Annotated in this window: 22 protein-coding genes; 7 read left to right on the top strand and 15 right to left on the bottom strand. The window is 72.5% G+C overall.

The genetic code is table 11. The features are described 5' to 3' along the window. Positions 1-11 precede the first annotated feature (11 nt). Positions 12-623 (top strand): hypothetical protein, encoded by a 612-nt coding sequence (locus AB0J80_RS28660; protein ID WP_364710901.1) that lies wholly within the window; start codon positions 12-14, stop codon positions 621-623. Between the two features lie 23 nt (positions 624-646). Here AB0J80_RS28660 and AB0J80_RS28665 read toward each other — a convergent pair whose 3' ends face one another. From AB0J80_RS28665 to AB0J80_RS28675, 3 genes are all read right to left on the bottom strand, one after another. Further along, entirely contained in the window at positions 647-2,029 is a 1,383-nt protein-coding gene (locus AB0J80_RS28665; RefSeq protein ID WP_364710904.1) for a hypothetical protein, read from the bottom strand. Positions 2,030-2,309: 280 nt separating this feature from the next. Then, positions 2,310-3,209 (bottom strand): universal stress protein, encoded by a 900-nt coding sequence (locus AB0J80_RS28670; protein ID WP_364710907.1) that lies wholly within the window; start codon positions 3,207-3,209, stop codon positions 2,310-2,312. A 111-nt stretch (positions 3,210-3,320) separates the two neighbouring features. Continuing rightward, complete coding sequence (locus AB0J80_RS28675; RefSeq protein ID WP_364710909.1) at positions 3,321-4,925, bottom strand: glycoside hydrolase domain-containing protein; 1,605 nt, start codon at positions 4,923-4,925, stop codon at positions 3,321-3,323. Positions 4,926-5,105: 180 nt separating this feature from the next. Between AB0J80_RS28675 and AB0J80_RS28680 the strand changes: the two genes are divergently transcribed. Then, positions 5,106-6,164 (top strand): helix-turn-helix transcriptional regulator, encoded by a 1,059-nt coding sequence (locus tag AB0J80_RS28680; protein ID WP_364710912.1) that lies wholly within the window; start codon positions 5,106-5,108, stop codon positions 6,162-6,164. Here the strand turns inward: AB0J80_RS28680 and AB0J80_RS28685 are convergent. From AB0J80_RS28685 to AB0J80_RS28725, 9 genes are all read right to left on the bottom strand, one after another. Then, the gene (locus tag AB0J80_RS28685) at positions 6,142-6,627 is read right to left on the bottom strand and encodes a hypothetical protein (protein WP_364710915.1); all 486 of its coding nucleotides are present in this window, start codon (positions 6,625-6,627) and stop codon (positions 6,142-6,144) included. The genes AB0J80_RS28680 and AB0J80_RS28685 overlap by 23 nt on opposite strands. After that, positions 6,624-6,899: a hypothetical protein gene (locus AB0J80_RS28690; protein ID WP_364710917.1), complete on the bottom strand. Its 276-nt coding sequence runs from the start codon at positions 6,897-6,899 to the stop codon at positions 6,624-6,626. The genes AB0J80_RS28685 and AB0J80_RS28690 overlap by 4 nt, the downstream gene beginning before the upstream one ends. A gap of 678 nt (positions 6,900-7,577) precedes the next feature. Then, the gene (locus AB0J80_RS28695; RefSeq protein ID WP_364710920.1) at positions 7,578-7,880 is read right to left on the bottom strand and encodes a type VII secretion target; all 303 of its coding nucleotides are present in this window, start codon (positions 7,878-7,880) and stop codon (positions 7,578-7,580) included. A gap of 77 nt (positions 7,881-7,957) precedes the next feature. After that, the gene (locus tag AB0J80_RS28700) at positions 7,958-8,254 is read right to left on the bottom strand and encodes a PRC-barrel domain-containing protein (RefSeq protein WP_364710923.1); all 297 of its coding nucleotides are present in this window, start codon (positions 8,252-8,254) and stop codon (positions 7,958-7,960) included. Continuing rightward, positions 8,244-8,615: a hypothetical protein gene (locus AB0J80_RS28705; RefSeq protein ID WP_364710926.1), complete on the bottom strand. Its 372-nt coding sequence runs from the start codon at positions 8,613-8,615 to the stop codon at positions 8,244-8,246. The genes AB0J80_RS28700 and AB0J80_RS28705 overlap by 11 nt, the downstream gene beginning before the upstream one ends. A gap of 1 nt (position 8,616) precedes the next feature. Continuing rightward, positions 8,617-9,849, bottom strand: a complete 1,233-nt coding sequence (locus AB0J80_RS28710) for a divalent metal cation transporter (RefSeq protein WP_364710929.1) — start codon at positions 9,847-9,849, stop codon at positions 8,617-8,619. Next, positions 9,846-10,295 (bottom strand): hypothetical protein, encoded by a 450-nt coding sequence (locus tag AB0J80_RS28715; protein WP_364710932.1) that lies wholly within the window; start codon positions 10,293-10,295, stop codon positions 9,846-9,848. The genes AB0J80_RS28710 and AB0J80_RS28715 overlap by 4 nt, the downstream gene beginning before the upstream one ends. Before the next feature lie 2 nt (positions 10,296-10,297). Continuing rightward, on the bottom strand, positions 10,298-11,065 hold the full coding sequence (locus AB0J80_RS28720; RefSeq protein WP_364710934.1) for a hypothetical protein: 768 nt from the start codon (positions 11,063-11,065) through the stop codon (positions 10,298-10,300). Further along, positions 11,055-11,573: a MarR family transcriptional regulator gene (locus AB0J80_RS28725; RefSeq protein WP_364710936.1), complete on the bottom strand. Its 519-nt coding sequence runs from the start codon at positions 11,571-11,573 to the stop codon at positions 11,055-11,057. Before AB0J80_RS28725 ends, AB0J80_RS28720 begins: the two co-directional genes overlap by 11 nt. An 85-nt stretch (positions 11,574-11,658) precedes the next feature. Between AB0J80_RS28725 and AB0J80_RS28730 the strand changes: the two genes are divergently transcribed. The 5 genes from AB0J80_RS28730 to AB0J80_RS28750 all read left to right on the top strand — a co-directional run bounded on the left by AB0J80_RS28730 (position 11,659) and on the right by AB0J80_RS28750 (position 19,210). After that, positions 11,659-13,464, top strand: a complete 1,806-nt coding sequence (locus AB0J80_RS28730) for a glycoside hydrolase family 15 protein (RefSeq protein ID WP_364710939.1) — start codon at positions 11,659-11,661, stop codon at positions 13,462-13,464. Next, complete coding sequence (locus AB0J80_RS28735; RefSeq protein ID WP_364710941.1) at positions 13,464-14,525, top strand: glucose 1-dehydrogenase; 1,062 nt, start codon at positions 13,464-13,466, stop codon at positions 14,523-14,525. The genes AB0J80_RS28730 and AB0J80_RS28735 overlap by 1 nt, the downstream gene beginning before the upstream one ends. Next, a complete protein-coding gene (locus AB0J80_RS28740) occupies positions 14,522-15,832 on the top strand; it encodes an NAD(P)/FAD-dependent oxidoreductase (protein WP_364710943.1) in 1,311 nt (436 codons plus the stop codon). The genes AB0J80_RS28735 and AB0J80_RS28740 overlap by 4 nt, the downstream gene beginning before the upstream one ends. Positions 15,833-15,847: 15 nt before the next feature. Continuing rightward, on the top strand, positions 15,848-18,868 hold the full coding sequence (locus AB0J80_RS28745; protein WP_364710946.1) for a TIM-barrel domain-containing protein: 3,021 nt from the start codon (positions 15,848-15,850) through the stop codon (positions 18,866-18,868). 81 nt (positions 18,869-18,949) lie between these two features. Then, complete coding sequence (locus AB0J80_RS28750; protein ID WP_364710947.1) at positions 18,950-19,210, top strand: hypothetical protein; 261 nt, start codon at positions 18,950-18,952, stop codon at positions 19,208-19,210. Positions 19,211-19,249: 39 nt separating this feature from the next. Here the strand turns inward: AB0J80_RS28750 and pntB are convergent, their stop codons facing one another. The 3 genes from pntB to AB0J80_RS28765 form a co-directional block, all read right to left on the bottom strand. After that, positions 19,250-20,698, bottom strand: coding sequence for a Re/Si-specific NAD(P)(+) transhydrogenase subunit beta (pntB, locus tag AB0J80_RS28755; protein WP_364710950.1), 1,449 nt, complete (start codon positions 20,696-20,698; stop codon positions 19,250-19,252). Positions 20,699-20,702: 4 nt separating this feature from the next. Then, positions 20,703-22,223 (bottom strand): Re/Si-specific NAD(P)(+) transhydrogenase subunit alpha, encoded by a 1,521-nt coding sequence (locus AB0J80_RS28760; RefSeq protein ID WP_364710953.1) that lies wholly within the window; start codon positions 22,221-22,223, stop codon positions 20,703-20,705. 216 nt (positions 22,224-22,439) lie between these two features. Then, a partial coding sequence (locus tag AB0J80_RS28765) for a hypothetical protein (RefSeq protein ID WP_364710956.1) occupies positions 22,440-22,994 on the bottom strand: 555 nt, incomplete at its 5' end.

Raw genomic sequence — 22,994 nt, forward strand, 5'->3', positions numbered from 1 at the left:
GGGAGAAGGCAATGAGCATGCGTCGCCCGGCGGTCGTGCCGGCGCTCGCCGTCGCGCTGGCGCTGACCGGCTGCGGGATCGAGTCCGAGCCGGTCACGGCCCCACCCGGCGCCGACGTCTCCGCCGCGCCGCCGGCATCGCAGCGGGCCGCCGGTCAGTACACCAAGCTGAACGGCGCCTGCCCTGCCCTCGACGGCGACACCGCCCGGAAGCTGAAACTGCCGGCCACCGGCAAACCGGCCGACGTCAACGCCGATACGCCGATCTCGCAGATCGTGACCTGCACCTGGGGCACCGGCGTCGGCTCGGTCACGGTCCTGCTGACCATCGACCGCGACACCAGCACGCCGACCGCCGAGCAGTTCGAGAAGGACTGGCAGGCGTCGGTCGCCGACGGCCGCACGCTGTCGCCGAAGCCGGTCGACGGCGTGGGTGACCAGGCATACGCCGGCATCCACCGGGACCGGCAGAGCGTCGTGCTGTCGGTGCGCTCCAGCAACGCCCGGGTCCAGGTGTCGTACGGGGTGGCGGACACACCAAGGGCCTCGTTCGCCGCGACCGTCGAGAGGAACACCGGCACGCTGACCGCCCTGGCCCAGGACGTCCTCGACGACCTGGGCTAGGGCGGTCAGCTACCTGGCTACGGCTACCTGCCTGACTTCCGGCCGGCCTTGGCGGCGGCCTTCGCGGCGGCGACGTCGGCCCGCTCCTGGGCCTTCTTCGCCTTGGCGACGGCGGCGAGGAACTTCTCCAGAGCCTTCTTGGCCCGCTCCGCGGCCTTCGCGGCCCGCTCCTGGGCCTTCTTGGCGACCTCGGCGGCCTTGGCAGCCCGCTCCTGAGCCTTCTTGGCCTTCTCGGCAGCCTTCTGCTGAGCCTTGGTGTTCTTGTCGGCGGCGGCCTGCTCGGTGGCGGCCTGGTCAGCGGCGGCCTGCTCGGTAGCGGCGGCCTGCTCGGCGGCGGCCTTCTCAGCAGCGGCCTCGTCAGCGGCGGCCTGCTCCGTGGAGGCGACCTGCTCGGCCGCGGCCTGCTCCGCGGCGGCCTTGTCGGCGGCGGCCTGTTCTGCGGCAGCCTCATCGGCGGCAGCCTTGTCCGCGGCAGCCTTCTCGGCGGCGGCCTTGTCCTCGGCGGCCTTCTCCGCGGCGGCCTTGTCGGCGGCGGCCTTCTCGGCGGCGGCCTGCTCGGCGGCGGCCTGCTCCGCAGCCTTCTCGGCCTCCGTCTGCTGAATGTCCGCCGTCCAGCTCCAGTCCTTGACGAGCACCTCGTGCGTCGGCGCCGACGTGGCGGCCGAACCGGGCCACAACGAGATCGCCTCGACCTGCAGCCGGGCCGACACGTCGGTGCCCCAGCCCACCTTGGGGGTCCTGGTGTAGGGCGCCGGGACCACGCCGCCGTCGAGGTTGATCTCCACCTGCTGGCGCATCGGGTCCACCTGGAACGTCACGCTGTGCCAGGCGGTGTCCGGCTTCAGGTAGCCGGCCGGGATCCAGGCGCCGCCGTCGGCGTCCGACCAGACCCGGAGCTGGCCGAAGTTCGGCAGCCAGGGGTTGAGCACCCACTGGAACGCGGTGCCGTGGTCGAGCCGGGTGTTAGCGCCGTCCCAGACGAACAGGCCGCCCTCGACGGTCTGGGCGTTGAGGCTGCCCCCCGCCATCGACGGCACCGCCGGCAGCTGGAAGGAGTAGCTCGCCCGGTGCACGGAGGTCATCATCCGCTCGCCGGACATGCGCTTGTACGACAGCGCGTCCGCCATCACACCCCGGCGGGCCACGTTCGACTGCAGGCTCGTGTAGGCCGTACGGTTCTCCGAGGCCACGTCGGCGCTGGTCACCGGGGCCTGGCCGGTGGCGGCGAAGGTGCTGCCTCCCAGGACCGTCTGCCAGCCGGACAGGTCCGCACCGGTCCCGACCGTTACGAGGGTGCTCGCCATCGCGGGCTGAGCCAGGCCGGCAGCAGCGGCCACACCGGCGGCGACGGCCGTCCCCACGAGGGACAGCAGACGTCGCGAGCCGGGCTTGGTCGAAGCCTTCATCACGGTGTTCCTTCCGGATCGGCCTGCCCCCGGACGCGGGCAGGTACCACCCTGCGGGTCCCGGTGTGCGCACTTCGCCGTCCGCAGGGCCGACATCGTGACCGGGTCGTCCGCCCCGGCCCGCCGTCCGAGAACGGAGGCAGAAGCGTCGACGAAGCAGATCATCGGCCGCCGACCGCGGCCCTGAAGCTTTTCGGCCGGCACATCGGCCCGCCCGCCATGTGGCCTCGGCCACTCTGGGACCGGCCGGGGCGGTTTCGGGCAAGGACCGCGGACGCCGTCAGGCCCGCAGATCCGGGGAATGCCGGTCGTCGGCGCGGGTGCGCACGACCATCACCGGGCAATCGGCGCGGTGCAGCAGGTAGAGGCTGGTGGAGCCGAGCAGCGTGCCGGAGAGGACGTCGTGCCCGTGGTTCCCGACGACCAGCAGCCGGAACCGCTTCGATGCGTCGGCCAGCGCGCTCGCCGGAGGCTGGTGCGACAGGCAGAGGGTCGTGCCGACCCGCGGATACCGGCTCTGCCAGGGCACCAGCAGCGCGTGCAGACGATCCTCCTCGGCCTCGTCCAGCAGGGGGACCGGGACGGCGGCGGACGGCACGGTGCCGGCCCATGGTCCGATGGCCGGCGGGCAGCTGTGCACCACGTGCAGCCCGCACCCGAGGGCCTCGGCGGTCTGGTACGCATGCCGCAGCACGACCTCGCCGCGGACCGACAGATCCACCCCCGCGGCGATCGAGCCCTCGCGGACGACTCCGCGGCCGCGCACGACGATCACCGGGCACGCGGCATGCACGGCGACGCGCCGGCTCACCGAGCCCAGGAGCAGGCCGGCGAGCCCGCCGGACCCCCGGCTGCCGACCACGACGAGCGCGACGGAGCCGGAGAGCTCGATCAGGTGCGAGGCCGGGTCACCGATCATGGTGTCCGCCTCCCGCCAGATGCCCGGCGCGGCGGCCCGTGCCTGGTGCAGCGCGGCGCTCGTCACCGCGTCGGCCATCGCTCGAGCGGCCTCGGCGGACCGGCCGTCGCAGCCTCGCCGCGGCGACTCGTAGACCCAGTCGAAGCAATGCACGATGCGCAGCAGGACCTTGCGCCGGGCGGCCTCCACAGCCGCCCACCGCACGGCGGCCGCCCCGGCCATCGTTCCGTCAGTGCCCACGACGATGTCAGTGCGTGCCATGGCGTACTCCTCGGGCCTCACCCCCATCGTGGCCGCGCAGCGGGCGCCGGAGAAGGGCCTCCGGGCCCGCTTCTGCGGAACCGCCGGCTTCCCGCCGGGTCACGCGGTCCGCTACAGCAACGGCGCGCGTCCGGCGAAGCCGGTGGCCACCTGGATGCGGGGACGCAGCGTGGTGCCGTCCCCCGGATAGAGGTAGAGGGCGTTGCTGGAGGTCAGCACCGCGGTCAGGTCGAGGTAGCCGTCACGGTTGAAGTCGCCGGCGCCGACCAGGTCGCGCATGGTGTTCCAGCCGGTGCCGATCTGGCGGCGTGCGGCGAAGCCGCCGGAGCGGCCGGAGTAGAAGTACAGGACGCCGTTGGAGGTGAGCCGAGCCACCATGTCCGGGTATCCGTTGCGGTCGAAGTCGCCCACGCCGGCCAGCTCGCTCATCGTGTCCCAGCCTCCGGTGCCGATCTGCACCCGCGGGCCCAGCGTCGCGCCCGTGCGGCCCGGGTAGAGGTAGAGGTTGTGGTTGCTCGTCTGGGCGGCGAGCAGGTCGGGATAGCCGTCGCGGTTGAAGTCCCCGATCGCGGTGATCTCCCGCAGGCTGTTCCAGCCGGTGGCGAGCCGTTTGCGGGTGCCGAAACCGGCGCCGGTGCCGGGGTAGAACCACAGGTCGCCGTTCGAGCTCTGGCGGGAGACGACGTCCTGACGGCCGTCGCGGTCGAGGTCGCCGATGCGCACGATGGCGTTCATGGAGTTCCAGCCGGTCCCGAGCGTACGGGCCGCAGCCGTGTCGACGTACGTGCCGTTGCCCGGATACAGCACGAGGTTGCCGTCGCCGGTGGTGCGGGCGAGCACGTCGGACCAGCCGTTGCCGTTGAAGTCGGCGACACCGGCCGGGGGCAGGGGAGCGACGTCGACGTGGTCGTTGTCGATGTTGATCGTGACGCCGGCGTACGTCTCGTTGTGCCCGCCCTGGTACTGCTTGATCCGCCGGTGCGGTGACCAGTACGAGGCCGGGATGGCGGAGTCCGACACGGTGACCACGCCGTCCCACCGGGCGAAGTCCAGGTAGTCCGGTCGTACGTAGCGGGCGGTGGTGTAGTTGGCCACCTGGTCGGCCACCCCGGAGCTCATGCTGCTGTAGAACCCGGAAAGGAAACCGCGGTCGTGCAGCCGCGCGGTCCAGGCGCTCATGAAGGCCAGCACGCCGCTGCGGCAGGTGGCGTCGTCGGTCCGGTACGCCTCCATGTCGTAGATCAGGACGCTCTGCGCGCCCAGGCCCAGCGCAGTCGCCTGGACGGCGGCGTCGTCGGCGGTGGCTCGGCCCTGTGCAGCGGCTTGGGTGTCGTCGATCCGGTACGGCTTGTTCGACGTCGTGCACGACGCCTGCGGTCCGACGTAGAGCGGCAGCAGATGCCAGCCGTTGGCCTGCTGCCGGGTGACCCAGGCGGCCGTCAGGTTCGGCTGGGCACAGCCGCGGTTGTTGCCTCCGAAGTAGATCCCGACGGCGCGGTACGGCGACGCGAGCCACGCGTCCATCGCGCTGTCGGAAGGGGCGGTGCAGGCATCGAAGCCGGCACCGGTGTAGGTGCCGGGAGCGACAGGCGCGGCGACCGCGGGCCGCGGGGTCGCGGCTACGCCGACGGCCGAGGTGCAGAGGACGGCGGCCGTGGCGGACAGAAGACGTTTCGGCAGGCGCCGGGTTGGCGGCGCGGCGCACGGTTTTCCCATGACGACCTCGCTCGAAGTGGACGTTCCCTCAGGCAACCAACCGGCGGCGGCGCACGGGAACGGCCGAACGGCTCGGAACGCTCGCGTGATCCGCCATACCTCGCCGGTGCAGGTTTTCCTTCTTGTCACCGGGGGATGCGGGCGGTACAAACGCCGTGATGTGTCCTGGGATGGGGTGGCATGGTGGAGTTGCCGGAGTGGGCTCCGCACGTAGCGGCTGAGATCGCCGGCATCGCGACGATGCGGGGCAACGTCAGCCACCGGGCGCAGGCGCTCCTGGAGCCGCTGCACCGCATCACCCGCTACGACGGCGTATTCCTCACCCTGTTCGACGCCGAGCAGAGAAGACACGTGCCGTTGGTCCGCCAGGGCTTCGACGCGGCTAACGCCTATCTGGACAGTACGGCGATGGTGGCCGACCTGGAGCGGATGGACCTGCACGGCAGCCGGCGGCCGCTGCGGGTCAGCGACCTGGCTCCACTTCCGGACGAGCTGCCCCTGTGGGCCGAGTACCTGTATCCGGCGGGCTTCCGCGAAGGCCTCGGCAGTGGCCTGTTCACCACCGACGGCCGCTTCCTGGGCCTGTTCACGGTCAACACCGCCGACCCGCGGCCGGCCGATGAAGCCACGTGCGCCCTGCTGCATCTGGTCATGCCGCTGGTCGCCCAGGCGGTGGATCCGCTGCGTACGGTGACCGTCCTCGCGTCGCTGGTGACCGGCGCGATCGCGGGAGTCATCGTGGGCCGCGGCGGCGCCATCACCGTGCTGCCGGGCCTACGACCCCACCCCGTGCTGGCGCCGGGGCGGCCCGTGCTGGCCGCAGCCGGTGCGCGGCTGGCCGACCGGCAGGTCCGCACCGTGTTCCTGTGCCGCTCCGACGACCCGAACGGGCAGGAGCCGCCGCTGCTACGGGTCACCGCGCTCGCCGGTCCGGAGCAGCCGGGCAGCCCGGCGCACATCGTGGTGCTGCTGTCACCACCACCGACGCTGCACGGCCTGACACCGCGCGAGCTGGAGGTGCTGGGCCTGCTCGTCGAGGGCTGTTCCAACGCGCACATCGCCGCGGCCTTGGCGATCAAGGTGCGTACCGTCGTCACCCACGTCGAACACATCATGGGCAAGCTCGACGCCTCGTCGCGAACCGTGGCCGCACTGCGGGCGGAACGTCAGGGGCTGTTCATCCCCGCCGAGCTCGCGGCGGCGGACCGGCCCGGCCTCAGCGCGGTGTCGGCGATTTGAAGCAGGGGGAGCTGACCATGACGGCGACGTTCTGCCCGGACGTCGTCGACTCGACGTTGAGGGCGTAGCCGTCGCTGGTCTTGGCGGCGATGACGCCATCGGTGCCCTCGAAGCGGCGGTCGTCGGTGATTTTCCAGCCGTTGGCGGTCCAGAGGTTCTTCAGTTTGTCCATGGTGTCGTGGTGCCGCTCCGCGGGGAGCGGAACCTGATACACCCCGGACACCGTGTAGACGTCGCTGTCGGTCTCGCCGAACTTGCCGGTGCACGGGCTGGCGTTCACCCCCACGTTCAGCAGGCCGCCGCCGATGGCGCCGGCGAGCTGGTCGGCGTACTGCTGCACCGCCGCCTTGGCGTCGGCTTCGGTCTTGGTCTCCACGTCTGCTCCCGTGCTGGTGCATGCCGTCAGGGCGAGGCAAGCGGCGGTGACGGTGAGCGCCGCTCGGATCAAGGATGGGCGGGTCATGGGATCTCCGGTGGTGCGCCGTGGTTGAGGCCGACTTGCCGGTACTCGCCGACGAGGACGCGGGCCTGGTTCTTCAGCGACTCGGTGTTGTCGTCCCAGTAGCCGGAGTGTCCTGAGGTGTCGACCTGGTAGGAGTTGGCGCCGAAGTCGGCGCTGTGGGGGCTGATGTCGTGGCCGTCCTCGTACTTGTCGCCGGCGATCCAGCCGATGAGGGGCCCGGCCGCCGGCCCGAACACCACGCCGCCGCCCAGCGGCGCCCACGGCGGGGACACCGTCGAGCCAGCCCACCAGCTGCGGGTGGGCCCGGATCGCGTCCTCCTGCTGTTGCGGGGTGAGGCTGTCCCACCAGGCCTTCACGTCGGCGGGCGGGCGGCCCCGCTGCGCCCGCAGCGTCTCCTCGGACACCGGCTGGAAGGTGGCGGTGCCGAACCCGGTCCGCGCGTCCGGCAGGTTCACCTGGATCGCGTTCATCGTCGACTCGTCGAGGTCCACGGCGCGTTCGACGATTCCCTGCAACTGCTGCACGTACGACGTGATGGCCTGCGCCCGCTGCTGCCCCGCGGCGGAGTCGGCCGCCGTTGCCGCACCGGCGGACACCGTACCCGCGGCCAGGTCGACGACGAGCCCACTGCCGGTCGCCTCGGCCGCGATCCGGCGGGCCATCTCCTGCAGGCTGCGCACCGTGTCGGCGTGGGTGCGCAGGGCCTGGCCGATCCGCCGCGCCGGAGGCTCGGTGTTGCTCGTCTCCGCGAGCAGGTCGCGGTTGGCCCGCTGGGCCGCCTCGGCCGCCGGACCCAGCGGCCACGCGTCCGGCAGGTCCCGGCTGCCCCGGATCAGCTCCTCGCAGGCGTGTCGAGATCGCCGGCCAGGGCCAGCCACGCCTCGGCGGCGGCGTGGATGCGTTCCGGGTCCGCTTCGAGCAGGGTCTGCAGCGTGAAAGCCATCGCCGCCTACTTCGGCGGGCCGAGCCGGCCTGCCGCGGCGCGGTCGGTGGCTTCGTACTGCTGGGCGCTCGCGCGCAGGGCGGCGCCATGGGCGTCGATCTGGGCGGCGAGGTTGCGCAGGAAGCCGGACCACGCGTGGACGGCGGTCGCCAGCACGTCGCCGGTTCCCCAGCCGGGAAGCGCCCCGGCCGGCGTCAACTGCCCGATATGGGCGCTGTGCGCCTTGTCCACCTTGTCGGACGACTGCTGCACCGATGCGCCGACTCTCGCCAGCGCCACCGTGTCGACCTCCCCGGTCGGTTGACCCATGACCCGACGCCTCCCCGTTGCCGGCTGTCCCCTCAGCCGTGCACACGGACGGTACAACAGCCAGGCGTATCGATCAGCTACGTCATCGGCGGGAGCTGCAGGTCCGTCCAGGGGACATGGCGGGTGTGGCGGCGGATGACGTGGTGGGCGAGCCGTTCGAGAAGCCAGGGCCCGGTGTGCTGGTCACGCTCGTAGCCGAGCAGGCGGCCCCAGCGGCCGCCGGTGACGATGGCCGCGGTGATCCGCTCGCGGCCGTCCGGCTCCCGGCTGGTCTCCAGGTCGGCGATCCTACCGAGCGGGCGGCCGTCGCGGGCGCGGACCTCGCAGCCGATCAGGGCGCCGGCGCGCAGGGGTGGCGGTGTGTCAGCCGGCATGGTCGGCTCCCGGGATGCGGTCGATGAGGTGGTCGCGCAGCCAGCTCTCCAGCGGCGCGTCGGGCAGCAGCTCCCGCCGGACGCTGAGGTTCACCGCGCTGTCGACGGTGGCGACCAGGTCGTACGGGATGCGCATCGGTTGCCGGCGGTCGTCCGGGGCGAGCCGGCGGGCGGTGCCGGCGATCCAGGAGCCCAGGCGGCCGCCGATACGGTCGCCGAGGGCCTGCTGGCCCACCAGCAGCGCCGCGACGTGCAGTGTGCCGTCCGCGGCGACGCCGAGCTCGACGTCGTCGACCTTGCCGACGGGTTCCCGGTCGCGGTCGAGGATCTGCCGGTCGAGCAGATCGAGGGCGATGAGCATGTCAGCCGGCTCCCATCCGGGTCACGAGCATGAGGGGGATCGCGGCGAGCGCGGCGGCGACCACGATGATCAGGTAGACGGTGCCGACCGCGTTGGCGAGGCGACCGTTGACGCGGTCGCCCAGATAGCCGCGGTCGTTCGCCACGACGAGGATCGGCAGGTACGTCAGGGGCAGCGCGACGGCGCTGAAGACGAGCGTGTACTCGGTGAGCTCGATCGGGTCGATCGTGGTCATGAGCACGGCTACGCCGACGAGGATGCCGATGATGAGTACGGTGTGGAACCGGGCGGCCCGGCGCGGGCGGCGCAGCTTGCCCCAGGCCCAGCCGAAGTACTGCGCGACGGTGTACGCGGTGGACAGGCCGGTCTCCATGGCGGCGCCGAAGGTGGCGGCGAAGAACCCGAGGATCGCGGCGGCGAGCCCGAGCTTGCCCAGTGCCAGCGCGACGGGCATGGCGACCTGGGCGAGGGTGTCCACGGAGACGTGGCGGGGCTCGAACACGGTCGCGGAGGTCACCATGATCGCGAAGGCGAGCAGACCGCCGAGCGGGAAGCCGACGAAGACGTTGATCCGCGAGCGGACCAGGTCCTCGCTCGTCCAGCGCTCCTCGACGCCTCCGGACGAGAAGAAGAAGACCTCGTACGGCGTCAGGGCGGACGCGAACAGGGCGACGGCGACGAACCAGTAGGTGCCCCAGTCCTCGCCGCCGGTCGGCCCGGGACGGGTGGCCTGCTGCCACATCTGGGCCGGATCGGGACCGAGCTTGACCGCGGCGACGATGAACACGATGAGCACGAGACCGGTGAGGCCGAACACGTTCTCCAGGACGCCGAACTTCACCCGCCACAGCGCGACCCAGAGCACCACGGCCACGACGGGAACCCACAGCAGGTAGTGCACGCTGGTGGCCAGCTGCAGGGCGAGTCCGACGCCGCCGAGCTCGGCGCCGAGGGTGAGCACGGTGACGAGCAGCGACCCGGCCAGGTTGGCCAGGGCGACGCGGGGGCCGAGGCGTTCCCGGACGAGGTCGAAGACGGGACGGCCGCTCACCGTGGTCACCCGGCCGCTCATCTCGGCGTACGCGCAGATGCCGAGCACGCCGACCACCAGGACCCAGGCGTGCGCGATGCCGAAGCTCGCGCCGGCCTCGGCGTTGGCGACGATGTCGCCGATGTCGACGAAGCCGCCGATGGCGGTGAGGATGCCCAGGGCGATGGCCAGGAACCGTTTCACGCCGCCCCCCACTGTTCGAGCAGCCCCTCAAGCTCGGCGGCGGTGCGGTCGAGGCGGTCGGCGGCGCCGCGCCGCGCGGTGTCGTCGCCGGCCGTGGCAGCGTCGCCGAGATCCTTGACGGTGCGGTGCAGCAGCGTGGCGAGGCGGTCGCGCATCGCCGCACCGGCGGTGTCGGGTGGCGGTTCGGCGGCGAGGTCGCTCGCTGCCCCGGCCAGCGCTGTGGCCGCGTCGTCGTAGGCGGTGGCCGCGAACGCGCCGAACACCTGACCCGCGAGCTGTTGCCGGGCCACCAGCGACCCCGTTCCGGCGGCGTCGTGGGTGGCCTGGGCGACCTGGACGAGGGTGCGCCGGTAGTCGCCCGGGTCGGCCGGCTTGGTCACCTGGTAGGCCACGCCGGCCCAGAACAGCAGCAGGGCGGTGGCGGCGATGCTCAGGCGGGTGCGCATGCTCATCCCTCGCTCAGCGCGGTGACGGCGGCCAGCAGACCGGCGTAGAGCGCCAGGCCGATGAGGAACCAGCCGAAACGGGTGTGGCTTCCGGACGGGATCTCCTCCTTGAAGACGTTCAGCAGGATCGATCCGCCCAGCAGGGCCGTCAGGAGCGCGACCAGCAGGGTGCTGGTCGGCGCGGCGGCGGCGGCGATCACGGCGCCCACCAGCAGCGCTCCGGCGAGCGCGAGCCGGCCGCCCCGGCCGAACCGCGCACCGTAACGCTCCTCCATGCCGCGGTCGGTGAGCACGAAGTGCAGGCCCATCGCCACGGTGAACAGCACCGTGAAGAGCACGCCCGTTCGCAGCCGCAGCGGCATGGTGTACGTGATCAGGCCGTTGTAGACCATGAATGACCCGAGGTGCAGCCGGTACACGCCCGGAGACGCCGGCCTGCTCCGTGAGCTCCGGTCGGCGAGGCGCTCGAGCGCGAAGAAGGCGGTGAAGCCGGCCAGCGCGACCAGAAAGATGCCCAGGTCGATGAGCGGGGTGGGACGCAGCACGTCGGACAGTGCCGCGCCGACGGCCTCGTTGCCCGCGGCGATCTCCGGAAGCAGGTGCAGGAACACGTAGGCGACGGCGAGGCCACCGGCGAACGACCCGGTGGCCGCCTCCGGGATCGGCCGCAGCCGCCGGATGTGCGGCGCGAGCAGGTGCAGACCGGACAGGACCACCGCGATGCCCAGCCCCGCGAGCGCCGCCTCGCCGGGCGACAGGTCAGCGTCCATCTCCGGCCTCCCCGGCGGGAACGGTGCCCCACCCCAGCGACCAGTGCTGTTCGGGCACTTCGCCGGCGGCTTCGGCGAAGCTGCGCAACGCCGTGAGCAGCTGCCGGCCGGACCCGCGCGGCATCGCCTGCAGGATCTGGCTGATCTCGGTCCGGCGCGCCTGCGTGACCTGCCGGACGAGCCGGTGGCCGGCCTCGGTGAGCGACACCTGGACGGCGCGGCCGTCGTCGGGGGAGCGGTCGCGGCTGATCAAGGCGCGGCGTTGCAGCCGGTCGCAGTGCCGCGTGGCGGTGGAGCTGTTCACGCCGAGCAACGTCGCGAGGTCGGCCATCCGCTGGGGTCCGCGGGATGCGAGCAGGACCAGGGCGCGGTGCTGCGGCAGCGTGATGTCCGGCGCCTCGGCGGCGAGCGAGCGGACCGCTACGCCGACCAGCGCCCGGCTGGCGGTCAGGAACGCCTCCACCAGGTCATCGTCGACCTCGGGCGGCGCGGGCTTGATCGGGGTCACGAAATTTCCATGCCCAATGCATAGGTGTCCTATGCACGGGTACCGCGGGAAAGTTCGGCCAGGGGACCGCCCGGGGAGGCGCGAGATGGCGCTACGGATCGAGGACTACGGGTTGCTGGGCGACCTGCACACCGCCGCGCTGGTCGGCCGGGACGGCTCGATCGACTGGTTGTGCCTGCCGCGCTTCGACGCGCCGGCCTGCTTCGCCGCGCTGCTGGGCGACGAGGGCAACGGCTTCTGGCGGCTGGCTCCGGCCTCCGGCGGCCTGTGCACCCGGCGCCGGTATCGCGGCGACTCGCTGATCCTGGAGACCGACTGGGAGACGCCCGAGGGCGCGGTGCGGGTCATCGACGCCATGCCGCCGCGCGGCGAGGCCGCCGACGTCGTCCGCGTGGTGGAGGGCATCCGGGGCCGGGTGCCGATGCGGATGGCGCTCCGGTTGCGGTTCGACCACGGGCGTGTCGTGCCGTGGGTCCGGCACCGGGACGGGCAGCTCGCCGCGGTGGCCGGCCCGGATGCCGCCTGGCTGCACACCCCTGTGGCGCTGCGCGGCGAGCACTTCACCACGTACGCGGACTTCACCGTGGCAGCCGGGGACCAGGTGCCGTTCGTGCTGACGTACCGGCCGTCCCATGAACCGACCCCGAAGCCGGTGGATGCCCACCGGGCGCTCGCGGACACGGAGTCCTTATGGACCTCGTGGATGGGCCGGTTCCGCTACGACGGCCGGTGGCCTGAGGCGGTGCGCCGGTCGCTGGTGACGCTGAAGGCGCTGACGTACGCGCCGACGGGCGGCATCGTCGCCGCGGCGACGACCTCGTTGCCGGAACAGTGGGGCGGGCCGCGGAACTGGGACTACCGGTTCTGCTGGCTGCGCGACGCCACCTTCACCCTGCAGGCGCTGCTCGGCACGGGCTTCGTGGCGGAGGCGAAGGCCTGGCGGGAGTGGCTGCTGCGCGCGGTGGCCGGCGACCCGGCGGACCTGCAGATCATGTACGGCATCGACGGCACCCGGCGCCTGCCGGAGTACACCCTGGACTGGCTGGCGGGCTACGAGCACGCGACGCCGGTGCGCGAGGGCAACGCCGCCGCGGGGCAGTTCCAGCTCGACGTGTGGGGCGAGGTCCTCGACGGGCTGCACGAGGCCCGGTCCGCCGGCCTGCACGCCGACGACGAGGCATGGGACCTGCAGCAGGCGCTCCTGGAGTATCTGGAGGGCCACTGGGCCGACCCCGACAACGGGCTGTGGGAGGTCCGCGGCGACCGCCGGCACTTCGTCCACTCCAAGGTCATGGCATGGGCGGGGCTGGACCGCGCCGTGCAGGCCGTGGAACGGTTCGGTCTGCCGGGGCCGGTCGACCGGTGGCGTACCACCCGCGACCGGATCCACGCCGACGTGTGCGAACGCGGCTACGACGCGGATCGGGGCACCTTCACCCAGTTCTACGGTTCCCGCGGCCTCGACGCCGCGCTGCTGCTGATGCCCAGGGTCGGCTTCCTGCCGTGGGACGACCCGCGAGTGGCCGGCACGGTCGACGCGGTCCGGCGCGAGCTGTGCGCCGACGGGTTCCTGCTGCGCTACGACCCCCAGGCCGACGGGGGCGTCGACGGCCTGCCCGGCCGGGAGGGCGCCTTCCTCACCTGCACCTTCTGGCTCGCCGACGCGCTGTTCGGCATCGGCCGCGAGCGCGAGGCCGTCGAGACCTTCGAGAAGCTGCTCGCCCTGCGCAACGACCTCGGGCTGCTCAGCGAGGAGTACGACCCGGCGACGGGCCGCCAGCTGGGCAACACCCCGCAGGCTTTCAGCCACGTCGGGCTGGTCAACGCCGCCCGCCACCTGTCCTCCTCGCGGCCCGCCCGCGAGACCACCAGCAACGGAGGTGAGCACTGATGCGTGCCCTTACCGTCATCCCCGGCCACGGCGGCTCCCTGGCCGTCACCGAAGTCCCGGATCCCGTCCCCGGCCCCGGCGAGCTGCTCGTCGACGGGCTCGCCGTCGGCGTCTGCGGCACGGACAAGGAGATCGCCGAGGGCGAGTACGGCTGGGCTCCGCCCGGCCGTGACCGGCTCGTCGTCGGCCACGAGTCCCTCGGCCGGGTCCGGCACGCCCCCTCGGACAGCGGCTTCGCGGCCGGGGACCTGGTCGTCGGGGTGGTGCGCCGCCCGGACCCGGTCCCGTGCGGGGCCTGCGCGCACGGGCAGTTCGACATGTGCCGCAACGGTCGCTACACCGAACGGGGCATCAAGGAGCTGGACGGGTACGCAAGCCGGGCCTGGACGGTCCCCGCCGACTACGCCGTCAAGCTCGATCCCGCCCTCGCCGACGTCGGGATGCTGCTCGAACCGACCTCCGTGGTCGCCAAGGCCTGGGCCGAGGTGGACGCGGTCGGTGCCCGCGCCTGGTTCGAGCCCCGGACCGTGCTGGTCACCGGCGCCGGTCCCATCGGCCTGCTCGCCGCCCTGCTCGGCGTCCAGCGAGGACTGGACGTGCACGTGCTGGACCGGGTGACCGACGGCCCCAAGCCGGGCCTGGTCCGCGACCTCGGTGCCGCGTACCACAGCGGTGCTGCCGACGAGGTCGCGGCCGCGTTGCGCCCGGACGTGGTCATCGAGGCCACCGGTGCGGGCCCGGTCGTCTTCGCCGCCCTGGCGAACACCGCCCCGTACGGCATCGTCTGCCTCACCGGCGTGTCCTCCGCCGGGCACCGGATCGCCGTCGACGCGGGCGGCCTCAACCGCGACATCGTGCTCGAGAACGACGTCGTCATCGGCTCGGTCAACGCCAATCCGGGCCACTACGCCGCCGCCGCGGACGCGCTGGCCAAGGCCGGCACCGACTGGCTCGGCCGGCTCGTCACCCGCCGGGTGCCGCTGGAACGCGCCGCCGACGCGTTCACAGCGGGTCCCGAGGACGTCAAGGTCGTCATCACTCTCGACGGGACCGCGTCATGACCACCGGCCTGTTCACCGCGGACCGGCGCCGGCCGCGGGTCGTCATCGTCGGCGGCGGCTTCGGCGGTCTCCGGGCCGCCCGGGGCCTGCGCCATGCCCCCGCGGACGTCGTCCTCATCGACCGGGTCAACCACCACCTGTTCCAGCCCTTGCTGTACCAGGTCGCCACTGCTCTGCTGCCGCCCGGCGACATAGCCCCGCCGCTGCGCCGGTTCCTCGCCGGCCAGGCCAACGCCGACGTCCTGCTGGGAGAGGTCACCGCCGTCGACCCCGCCGGCCGCACTGTCCGGGTCACCGCCGCGGACGGCGCCGACCGCTCGGTGCCGTACGACTACCTCGTCCTGGCCGCGGGCACCACCGACGACTACTTCGGCCACGACGACTGGGCCGCCGTCGCGCCCGGCATGAAGACCTTGCGGCAGGCGGTCGACCTGCGCAGCCGGCTCCTGCGGGCCTTCGAGGCGGCGGCCGCCACCCCCGACCCCGGCGCCCGCCGCGCCTGGCTCACCTTCGCCGTCGTCGGCGCGGGCCCCACCGGCGTCGAGCTCGCCGGGCAGCTGGCGGCCCTGGCCCGGCGCACCCTGCGCAGCCAGTTCCGCACCCTCGACCCCGCCCACCTGCGCATCGTCGTCGTCGACGCCGGCGAGCACGTCCTGGCTCCGTTCGCGAACCAGCTGCGCCGGCACGCCCGGCGGCGGCTCCGCCGGCTCGGCGTCGAGATCGTGCTGGGCCACCAGGCGACCGGCATCGACGACTCCGGCCTCACCGTGACACCCGCTCACGACAAGGGCGGCTCCCGGCGGATCGCCGCCCGGACGGTGGTCTGGGCTGCCGGGGTCCGGCCCGTACCCCTCGCGGCGCAGCTGGCCGAGGCCACCGGCGCCCGGACCGACCGCAAGGGCCGGGTCGTGGTCGGCGAGGACTGTGCGGTGCCGGGGCATCCGCAGGTGTTCGCCATCGGCGACATCGCGAACGTGCACGACCTGCCCGGCATCGCCGAACCCGCCATCCAGCAGGGCCGCTACGTCGCGGAGGTGATCAGCCACCGCCTGGGCCAGGGCGCGCACCCCGGCCCGTTCCGCTACCACGACCTGGGCACCATGGCGACCATCAGTCCTTTCGATGCGGTCGCGGACGTGCGTGGCCTGCGCCTGCACGGCCCGCTGGGCAAGGCCGCGTGGGCGGGCGTCCACCTGGGGTTCCTCGTCGGCTGGGCGAACCGGGCCGCCGTGCTGGCCGCCTGGGCGTGGGCGCTGGGCACGCGGCGACGTCGTCAGCAACTGATCCTCGACACCATCAGGCATTGATGATTTTCTATTGAAGTGCAGCACTCTCGCCGTGACTTCCTCAAGGCGGCCGGCATCACGGTGGGCGCCGTCGCCGGCGCCGGCCTCCCCGGCCCGGCCGACGCATCGGCGCAGGCCGTCGAGCGGCTGACGGACTACAGCAGTCACACCGCCGACGGCCGGAGCGTCACCGTCACCAGCACCTCGGGCCAACAGGTACGCGTCACCGCGTACGGCGGCCACATCGTGCGCGTGCGGGCGATCCGCAGCGGCGAGGCGTTCTTCCCGGACGACCGCTACGAGATGGTCGACCCGGCGAACCACGCCGGCATGGGAGGCACGCTCGCTGTCCGCGACGACGGCTCCGCCCTCACGATGACGACGGCACCGGCGGACGGCATCGAACTGACGCTCCAGAAGAACCCGTTGCGCCTCGCGTTCCTCCGCAGGGAGGACGGCGCTCTCCTCACCGGAGAGGACCTGACGCACAGCATGAGCTGGGGCGATGCCGCCGAGAGCATCGTCCGGCAGAGCTTCGTGCCGCCGGGTGCGGACGAGCACTTCTGCAAAGGCGGGCACGGGCTCTACGGCCGCGCTCCCCGGGTGGACCGCACCGGCGAGACCGTCTCGCACAACTACCCGCTGCGCGGCGGGCACGGCGACCAGGCTCCGGCGATCGTGCCGCTCTACCTCTCGTCCCACGGGTACGCGATCTTCTTCAACACGACGTTCGACACCACCTTCAGCTTCGGCGACGGCGGCGTCCACGAGTTCTGGGCCGACGGCCACGAAGCCCCGGGTGTCCGTCCGCAGCTGGACTACTTCGTCATCAAGGGGCCGCAGTTCGCGAGGCTGCTCGACCGCTACACCCAGCTGACCGGCCGGCCGCGGTTGCCGCAGCTCGGCTTTTTCGGACTGCAGCTGTCGGACAAGAACTACCCCGGCGTCAGCGACCAGGCCTGGTGGACGGAGAAGATCACCGCCATGCGCAACGCCGGTTTCCCGCTCGACGTGCAGGTCCACGACAACCGGTGGCGCGCGGGCAGCGGGGCGTGGAGCGGGTCCTGGTTCGAGTTCAGCGCCGAGCGCTGGCCCGATCCGGCCGGGTTCAAGCGCTGGGCCGACGAGAACGGCATCCTCACCACCCTCGACTACAACCGCAACAACTCCAACGAGATGGCGGGCTGGGTCGGCGGGCCGCCGCCCGGGTTCAGCTTCCGCGCGGCGGACGTGGCCGCCGTCGACAACAGCGACGCCGTCCCGGACTGGAGCAACCCGGCGACGCGCGCCTGGGTGTGGAACGTCTTCTGGACGAAGGCGCTGAACCCCGCCCTCGGCTTTCCGGGCGACGCCCTGTGGATCGACGAGCCCGACGAGATGGGGCCCATCCCGTACGGGGCGCTCACCGCCGACGGCCGGCGCTGGTCGGAGCTGCGCAACGCGTACTTCCTGTACCTGCACAAGGGGGTCGGGCAGGAGGGCTGGGATCCGGCCGCGCCCGGGCACATCGGCGCCGCCAGGCGCCCCTGGACCTTCTCCCGCGGCGGGACCGCGGGCCAGCAACGGTACGGCCACCTCTGGACCGGCGACATCGAGTCGACCTACGGCGAGATGCGGGACCAGATCCGCGGCATGCTGAACGCCGGGCTGGGCGGTTTCCCGTACGCGAACATCGACGGTGGCGGCTTCCACGGCGGCCTCATCTCCGGGCCTCTGTACCGCAACTGGGTGGCCGCCTGGTCCAGCCTGTCGCCGATCTGGCGGCCGCACTCCGAAGGCGACACCGCGACGCTCGGTCCGCGGGCGTCGCGATGGCCGATCGATCAGGACGCCGCCGAACGTGACGAGTTCCTGCGCTACGGCAAGCTGCGGTACACCATGCTGCCGTACATCTACACGATCGCGCACGCCGCGCATGCCACCGGAATGCCGATGGCCCGGGCGATGGTCGTCGACCATCAGGACAACCCGATGGCCTACTCGCACGACCTGCAGTACCTGTGGGGTCCGTCCATCATCGTGATGCCGGTGACCAGCGACGCCGATGGCACGACCCAGAACGTCTGGCTACCGGCCGGACACACCTGGTACGACTTCTGGTCGGACGCCAGGACGGCCGGCTCGGACACCACCGAGAGGTCCTGTGTCACGCGGACCGGCGAGATCATCATGTACGTCAGGGCGGGCGCGATCCTGCCGAGGTACAAGTACGCCCAGAGCACCCGCTTCCTCGACAGGACCCACCTGGAGATGGACGTCTACTCGGGCGAGGACGGCTCCTTCGACGTCTACGAGGACGACGGCGTCACCGAGCAGTTCGCGGTCAGCGGGGCCGCCGCGGTCACGCGCCTCGCCTTCACGCACTCGGCCCTCAGGGTGGTGATCGCGCACCCGGCCGGGACCTACCGTGGCGCGCCGGCCGAGCGGCGGTACGTCGTGCGGATCCACGGGCTCTCGTCGCCGGTCGGCATGCGGGTCGACGGCCACCCACCGCTCGGCGCCTGCACGAGCGAGACGGCGGCGGTGCTCCAGGGCAGCGGCCAGGTGTGGGACGCGGCGCGGAAGCTCCTCTCGGTGGTCACCCCGCTGATCCCCGTGGAGACGGGCGGCGGGACCGCGGTGACGGTCGAGCCGAGCGGTAAGCCGTACCCGTCGCCCTCGGCCGTGACCGTGCACGGGGCGGAGGATGCCGCGCTGAGCGGCGTCGCGCTGGCGACACGACACCCCGGTTACACGGGAAGCGGCTATGCCGACTACAGCAACGCGTCCGGCGACTTCGTCGAGTGGTCGGTGACCGTCCCGGCGGCCGGGTCGTACACGCTGGCCTTCCGGTACGCCAACGGCGGCACAAGCGACCGGCCGCTGACGATCGCGGTGAACGGCGCCGTCGTGGACGCCGGGAAGTCCTTCCCCGTCACCGGGGCCTGGCAGAACTGGCAGACCACGAGCCTCACCACCCACCTGCCCGGAGGTGCGGTGAGGATCCGGGCCGCCGCGAGCGGCTCGAGCGGCGGCAACATCGACTGCCTCTCGGTCGGGCCCGCGTCGCTCGGATAGGGACAGCAGCCGCTGTCGATCGTTGGTAGCGTTCCGGGTCGGGCCGCGGTCCCACGCGCGGCGAGATCACGGGGAGATCGCATGCAGCGTAGGCACGTCCTGTCCCTCGCGGCCGCCGCGGCGGTCACCGTCGGCGTCTTCGCCACCGCCTGGCCGGCGTCCGCCGACGTCGCGCCAGCGGGCAACCCGCCGTCGTCGGCCGAGCCGAGCGACGATCCGCCGCTGCCGCCGGGGCACCCGATCCCGTCGGGCCCGGCGACCGGGACGCCGCCCCCCGCTGACCCCTCGGTCACCCCGCCGGCGTGGCCCTCCTTGCCGCCGGACGACCCCGAGGACCAGTGACAGCCCTGGTCGTCGACAGCTGACTGCCCGACGGCGGCGTCAGCGGTGCGTCGCTGCCGGGGTGGTGGCCGTCACCGCGGCGAGGATGTCGGTCACGCGGTCCTTCGCGTCGCCGAAGAGCATCGCGCAGTTGTCCCGGAAGAACAGCGGGTTCTGCACGCCGGCGTACCCGGAGGCCATCGACCGTTTGAAGACGACGACCTGGTCGGCCTCCCAGACGGTGAGCACCGGCATGCCGGCGATCGGGCTGGTGGGGTCCTCGGCCGCGGCCGGGTTCACCGTGTCGTTGGCGCCGATGACCAGCACCACCGAGGTGCCCGCGAAGTCGTCGTTGATCTCGTCCATCTCGCACACGATGTCGTACGGCACCCGCGCCTCGGCGAGCAGCACGTTCATGTGACCGGGCAGGCGGCCCGCCACCGGGTGGATGGCGAAGCGGACGGTCACGCCACGGTCGCGCAGCACCCGGGTGAGCTCGGCGACGCCGTGCTGCGCCTGGGCGACCGCCATCCCGTACCCGGGGGTGATGATCACGGAGTCGGCGTCGACGAGCAGCTCGGCGACGCCCTCGGCGCTGATCTCCCGGTGCTCGCCGTAGTCCTTGTCGCCGGCGGGGCCGGCCTCGATGCCGAAGCCGCCCGCGATCACCGACAGGAAGGACCGGTTCATCGCCCGGCACATGATGTACGACAGGTAGGCACCGGACGAGCCGACGAGCGCCCCGGTGACGATGAGCAGGTCGTTCTCGAGCAGGAAGCCGGCGGCCGCGGCGGCCCAGCCGGAGTAGCTGTTGAGCATCGACACGACCACCGGCATGTCGCCGCCGCCGATCGAGGCGACCAGGTGCCAGCCGAGCAGCAGGGCCACGACCGTGACCACGATCAGCACCCACAGCTGCGGCGCGACCACGAAGGCGGCGGTGAGCGCGGCGAACGCGGCCAGCGCGGCGACGTTCAGGACGTTCTTGCCGGGCAGCATCAGCGGGCTGGACGTGATCCGGGCGGACAGCTTGAGGAACGCCACGATGGACCCGGTGAAGGTGACGGCGCCGATGAAGACACCGATGACCACTTCGGCGCTGTGGATGCCCAGCATGTCCTGGCCGCTCAGGAGCGTGGCCTCGGCGCCGTCCGGGTGGGCCTCGACGTGCAGGTAGCCGTTCCAGCCGACCAGCACGGCGGCGAGACCGACGAAGCTGTGCAGCAGGGCGATCAGTTCCGGCATGCCGGTCATCTGCACCCGGCCGGCCCGGTGCAGGCCGATCGCGGCGCCGATCAGGGTGGCGACGAGGAGCAGGATGAGACCGGTGCCGCTGATGTCGCGCTCGACCGCGAGGGCGATCGTGGCGGCCAGCGCGACGGCCATACCGGCGATGCCGAAGGTGTTACCGGCCTTGGCCGTCTCGTGCTTCGACAGGCCGGCCAGCGCGAGGATGAAGAGCAGGGCGGCGACGATGTACGCCGCCTGCGCCGCGGTTTCGACGGTCATCCGATCAGCTCCTGGAGAACATGGCGAGCATGCGGCGGGTCACCGCGAAGCCGCCGAAGATGTTGATGGCGGCCAGCAGCACCGCGGCGAAGGCGAGGCCGGTCACCAGGTTGCCGCCGTGCCCGAGCTGCAGCAGGGCGCCGACGACGATGATCCCGGAGATCGCGTTGGTCACCGACATGAGCGGCGTGTGCAGGGCGTGATGCACGTGCCCGATGACGTAGTAGCCGATGACGATCGCCAGGGCGAAGACGGTGAGGTGGCCGCGCAGGGCGGCCGGTGCCAGCGAGGTGAGCAGGAACAGGACGGCCGCGCCGGCGCCGACCAGTGCCGGCTTCCGTCCCGGGTGGTGCGCCGGCGCGGGCGGCGCGGGTGCGGCGGCGACCGGAGCGGCGGTGGGTGCGGCGGAGACGGCCACCGGGGGCGGCGGCCAGGTCAGTTCGCCGTGGCGGACGATCGTCATCGAGCGCTGGACGACGTCGTCGACGTCGAGCACGAGCTGCCCGTCCTTCTCCGGGGTCATCAGCTTCATGAGGTTGACGAGGTTGGTGCCGTACAGCTGGGAGGCCTGTGCGGGCAGGCGGCCGGGCAGGTCGGTGTAGCCGATGATGGTCACGCCGTTCGCGGTGACCACCACCTCGCCCGCGACGGTGCCCTCGACGTTGCCCCCGTTGGCGGCGGCCATGTCGACGATCACGCTGCCCGGCTTCATGCTCGCCACCATCGCGGCGGTGATCAGCCGCGGCGCCGGTCTGCCGGGGATCAGCGCCGTGGTGATGATGATGTCCACCTCGCGGGCCTGCGCGGCGTAGAGCCGGGCGGCGCGCTCGTTGTAGTCGTCGGACATCTCCTTGGCGTAGCCGGTCGACGAGACCTCGACGTCGGGGGCCTCGACCGGCAGGTACTCGCCGCCGAGGGAACGGACCTGGTCGGCCACCTCGGGGCGGGGGTCGGTCGCCCGGACGATCGCACCGAGGCTGCCGGCGGCGCCGATGGCGGCCAGGCCGGCGACGCCGGCGCCCGCGACCAGCACCTTGGCCGGCGGCACCTTGCCGGCGGCGGTCACCTGGCCGGTGAAGAAGCGGCCGAAGACGTGCGCGGCCTCGACGATCGCGCGATAGCCGGCGATGTTGGCCATCGATGACAGCACGTCGAGGGACTGCGCGCGGGAGATCCGGGGGACCGCGTCCATCGACATCGCCGTGATCGGACGGCGGGCGAGGTCCGCGACGAGCTCCGGGTCGAGGCGCGGGTTCAGCATGCCGATCAGCGTGGTGCCCGCGCCGAGCCGGTCGAGCTGCTCGGCCGGGGGCGGGTTGATCGCGAAGAGGACGTCGGCCGCCAGCGGGTCGCCGATGCGGGCCCCGGCATCGGCGTACGCCTCGTCGGAGAACGAGGAGCCGGTGCCGGCGCCGGACTCCACCACCACGTCGTACCCGAGCTTCAGCAGCTCGGCCACGGTGGCCGGGGTCGCCGCGACGCGCCGTTCACCCGGATGCGGGTCACGCGGTACACCGATGATCATCCTTGGCTCCCTTGTTGACCTTGACCGTGGAAACGCGGGGCACGAGCGGTCGGTTCAACGCCGCCGGAATTTGTTACCGGCGAGTAGGGAGATTATGCGGTTTGGAAGGCCATGCCTAGAGTCTGACGCACCCATTTCTGTCACTGCACCACTCCGGACGAGTGAGGACCGCGGTCAGTGGGGGCGCTGACCGCGGTCCTCGTTCTCCGGTTCGTCCTACTTGGTGGCCTTCTTGGCGGCCGCCTTGGCCGCGGCGGCGTCGGCCCTCTCCTGGGCCTTCTTCGCCCTCGCCGCGGCGGCGTCGGCCTTGGCCTGGGCCTTCGCGGCCTTGGCGGCGGCCTTGTCCGCCCGCTCCTGAGCCTTCTGGGCCTTCGCCAGGGCCTTCGCGGCCTTCTCGGCAGCAACCTTGTCCTCGGCGGCCTCGGTCGCGGCCTTGTCGGCGGCGGCCTGCTCCGCCGCGGCCTGCTCCGCGGCGGTCTGCTCGGCAGTGGCCTCCGCGCCCGCCTGCTCCGCGGCGGTCTGCTCCACTGCGGCCTCGGCGGCGGCCTGCGCCGCGGCGGCCTGCGCCTCGGCGGCCAGCTCGGCAGCGGTCGGCACGTATTCCTGGGTCCAGGTCCAGTCCCTGACGAACACCTCGTGTTCGGGGGCGCTGGTCGCGGCGGCGCCGGGCCACAGCGAGATCGCTTCGACCTGCAGGCGGGCGGAGACGTCGCTGCCCCAGCCGTTCTTGACGGTGCGGGCGTACGGGGTGTTCAGGGCGCCGCCGTCGAT

It is taken from the genome of Actinoplanes sp. NPDC049548 (assembly GCF_040676695.1).
In the GTDB taxonomy this organism is placed as follows: Bacteria; Actinomycetota; Actinomycetes; order Mycobacteriales; family Micromonosporaceae; genus Actinoplanes.

Excerpts from the sequence above, each read along its gene's own strand:
- AB0J80_RS28675 (WP_364710909.1), bottom strand. The coding sequence starts at position 4,925 with ATGGGAAAACCGTGCGCCGCGCCGCCAACCCGGCGCCTGCCGAAACGT.
- AB0J80_RS28735 (WP_364710941.1), top strand. The coding sequence starts at position 13,464 with ATGCGTGCCCTTACCGTCATCCCCGGCCACGGCGGCTCCCTGGCCGTC.
- AB0J80_RS28720 (WP_364710934.1), bottom strand. The coding sequence starts at position 11,065 with ATGGACGCTGACCTGTCGCCCGGCGAGGCGGCGCTCGCGGGGCTGGGC.
- AB0J80_RS28715 (WP_364710932.1), bottom strand. The coding sequence starts at position 10,295 with ATGCGCACCCGCCTGAGCATCGCCGCCACCGCCCTGCTGCTGTTCTGG.
- AB0J80_RS28680 (WP_364710912.1), top strand. The coding sequence starts at position 5,106 with ATGGTGGAGTTGCCGGAGTGGGCTCCGCACGTAGCGGCTGAGATCGCC.
- AB0J80_RS28670 (WP_364710907.1), bottom strand. The coding sequence starts at position 3,209 with ATGGCACGCACTGACATCGTCGTGGGCACTGACGGAACGATGGCCGGG.
- AB0J80_RS28665 (WP_364710904.1), bottom strand. The coding sequence starts at position 2,029 with ATGAAGGCTTCGACCAAGCCCGGCTCGCGACGTCTGCTGTCCCTCGTG.
- AB0J80_RS28760 (WP_364710953.1), bottom strand. The coding sequence starts at position 22,223 with ATGATCATCGGTGTACCGCGTGACCCGCATCCGGGTGAACGGCGCGTC.
- AB0J80_RS28730 (WP_364710939.1), top strand. The coding sequence starts at position 11,659 with ATGGCGCTACGGATCGAGGACTACGGGTTGCTGGGCGACCTGCACACC.
- AB0J80_RS28705 (WP_364710926.1), bottom strand. The coding sequence starts at position 8,615 with ATGCTCATCGCCCTCGATCTGCTCGACCGGCAGATCCTCGACCGCGAC.
- AB0J80_RS28740 (WP_364710943.1), top strand. The coding sequence starts at position 14,522 with ATGACCACCGGCCTGTTCACCGCGGACCGGCGCCGGCCGCGGGTCGTC.
- AB0J80_RS28700 (WP_364710923.1), bottom strand. The coding sequence starts at position 8,254 with ATGCCGGCTGACACACCGCCACCCCTGCGCGCCGGCGCCCTGATCGGC.
- AB0J80_RS28695 (WP_364710920.1), bottom strand. The coding sequence starts at position 7,880 with ATGGGTCAACCGACCGGGGAGGTCGACACGGTGGCGCTGGCGAGAGTC.
- AB0J80_RS28685 (WP_364710915.1), bottom strand. The coding sequence starts at position 6,627 with ATGACCCGCCCATCCTTGATCCGAGCGGCGCTCACCGTCACCGCCGCT.
- pntB (WP_364710950.1), bottom strand. The coding sequence starts at position 20,698 with ATGACCGTCGAAACCGCGGCGCAGGCGGCGTACATCGTCGCCGCCCTG.
- AB0J80_RS28660 (WP_364710901.1), top strand. The coding sequence starts at position 12 with ATGAGCATGCGTCGCCCGGCGGTCGTGCCGGCGCTCGCCGTCGCGCTG.
- AB0J80_RS28750 (WP_364710947.1), top strand. The coding sequence starts at position 18,950 with ATGCAGCGTAGGCACGTCCTGTCCCTCGCGGCCGCCGCGGCGGTCACC.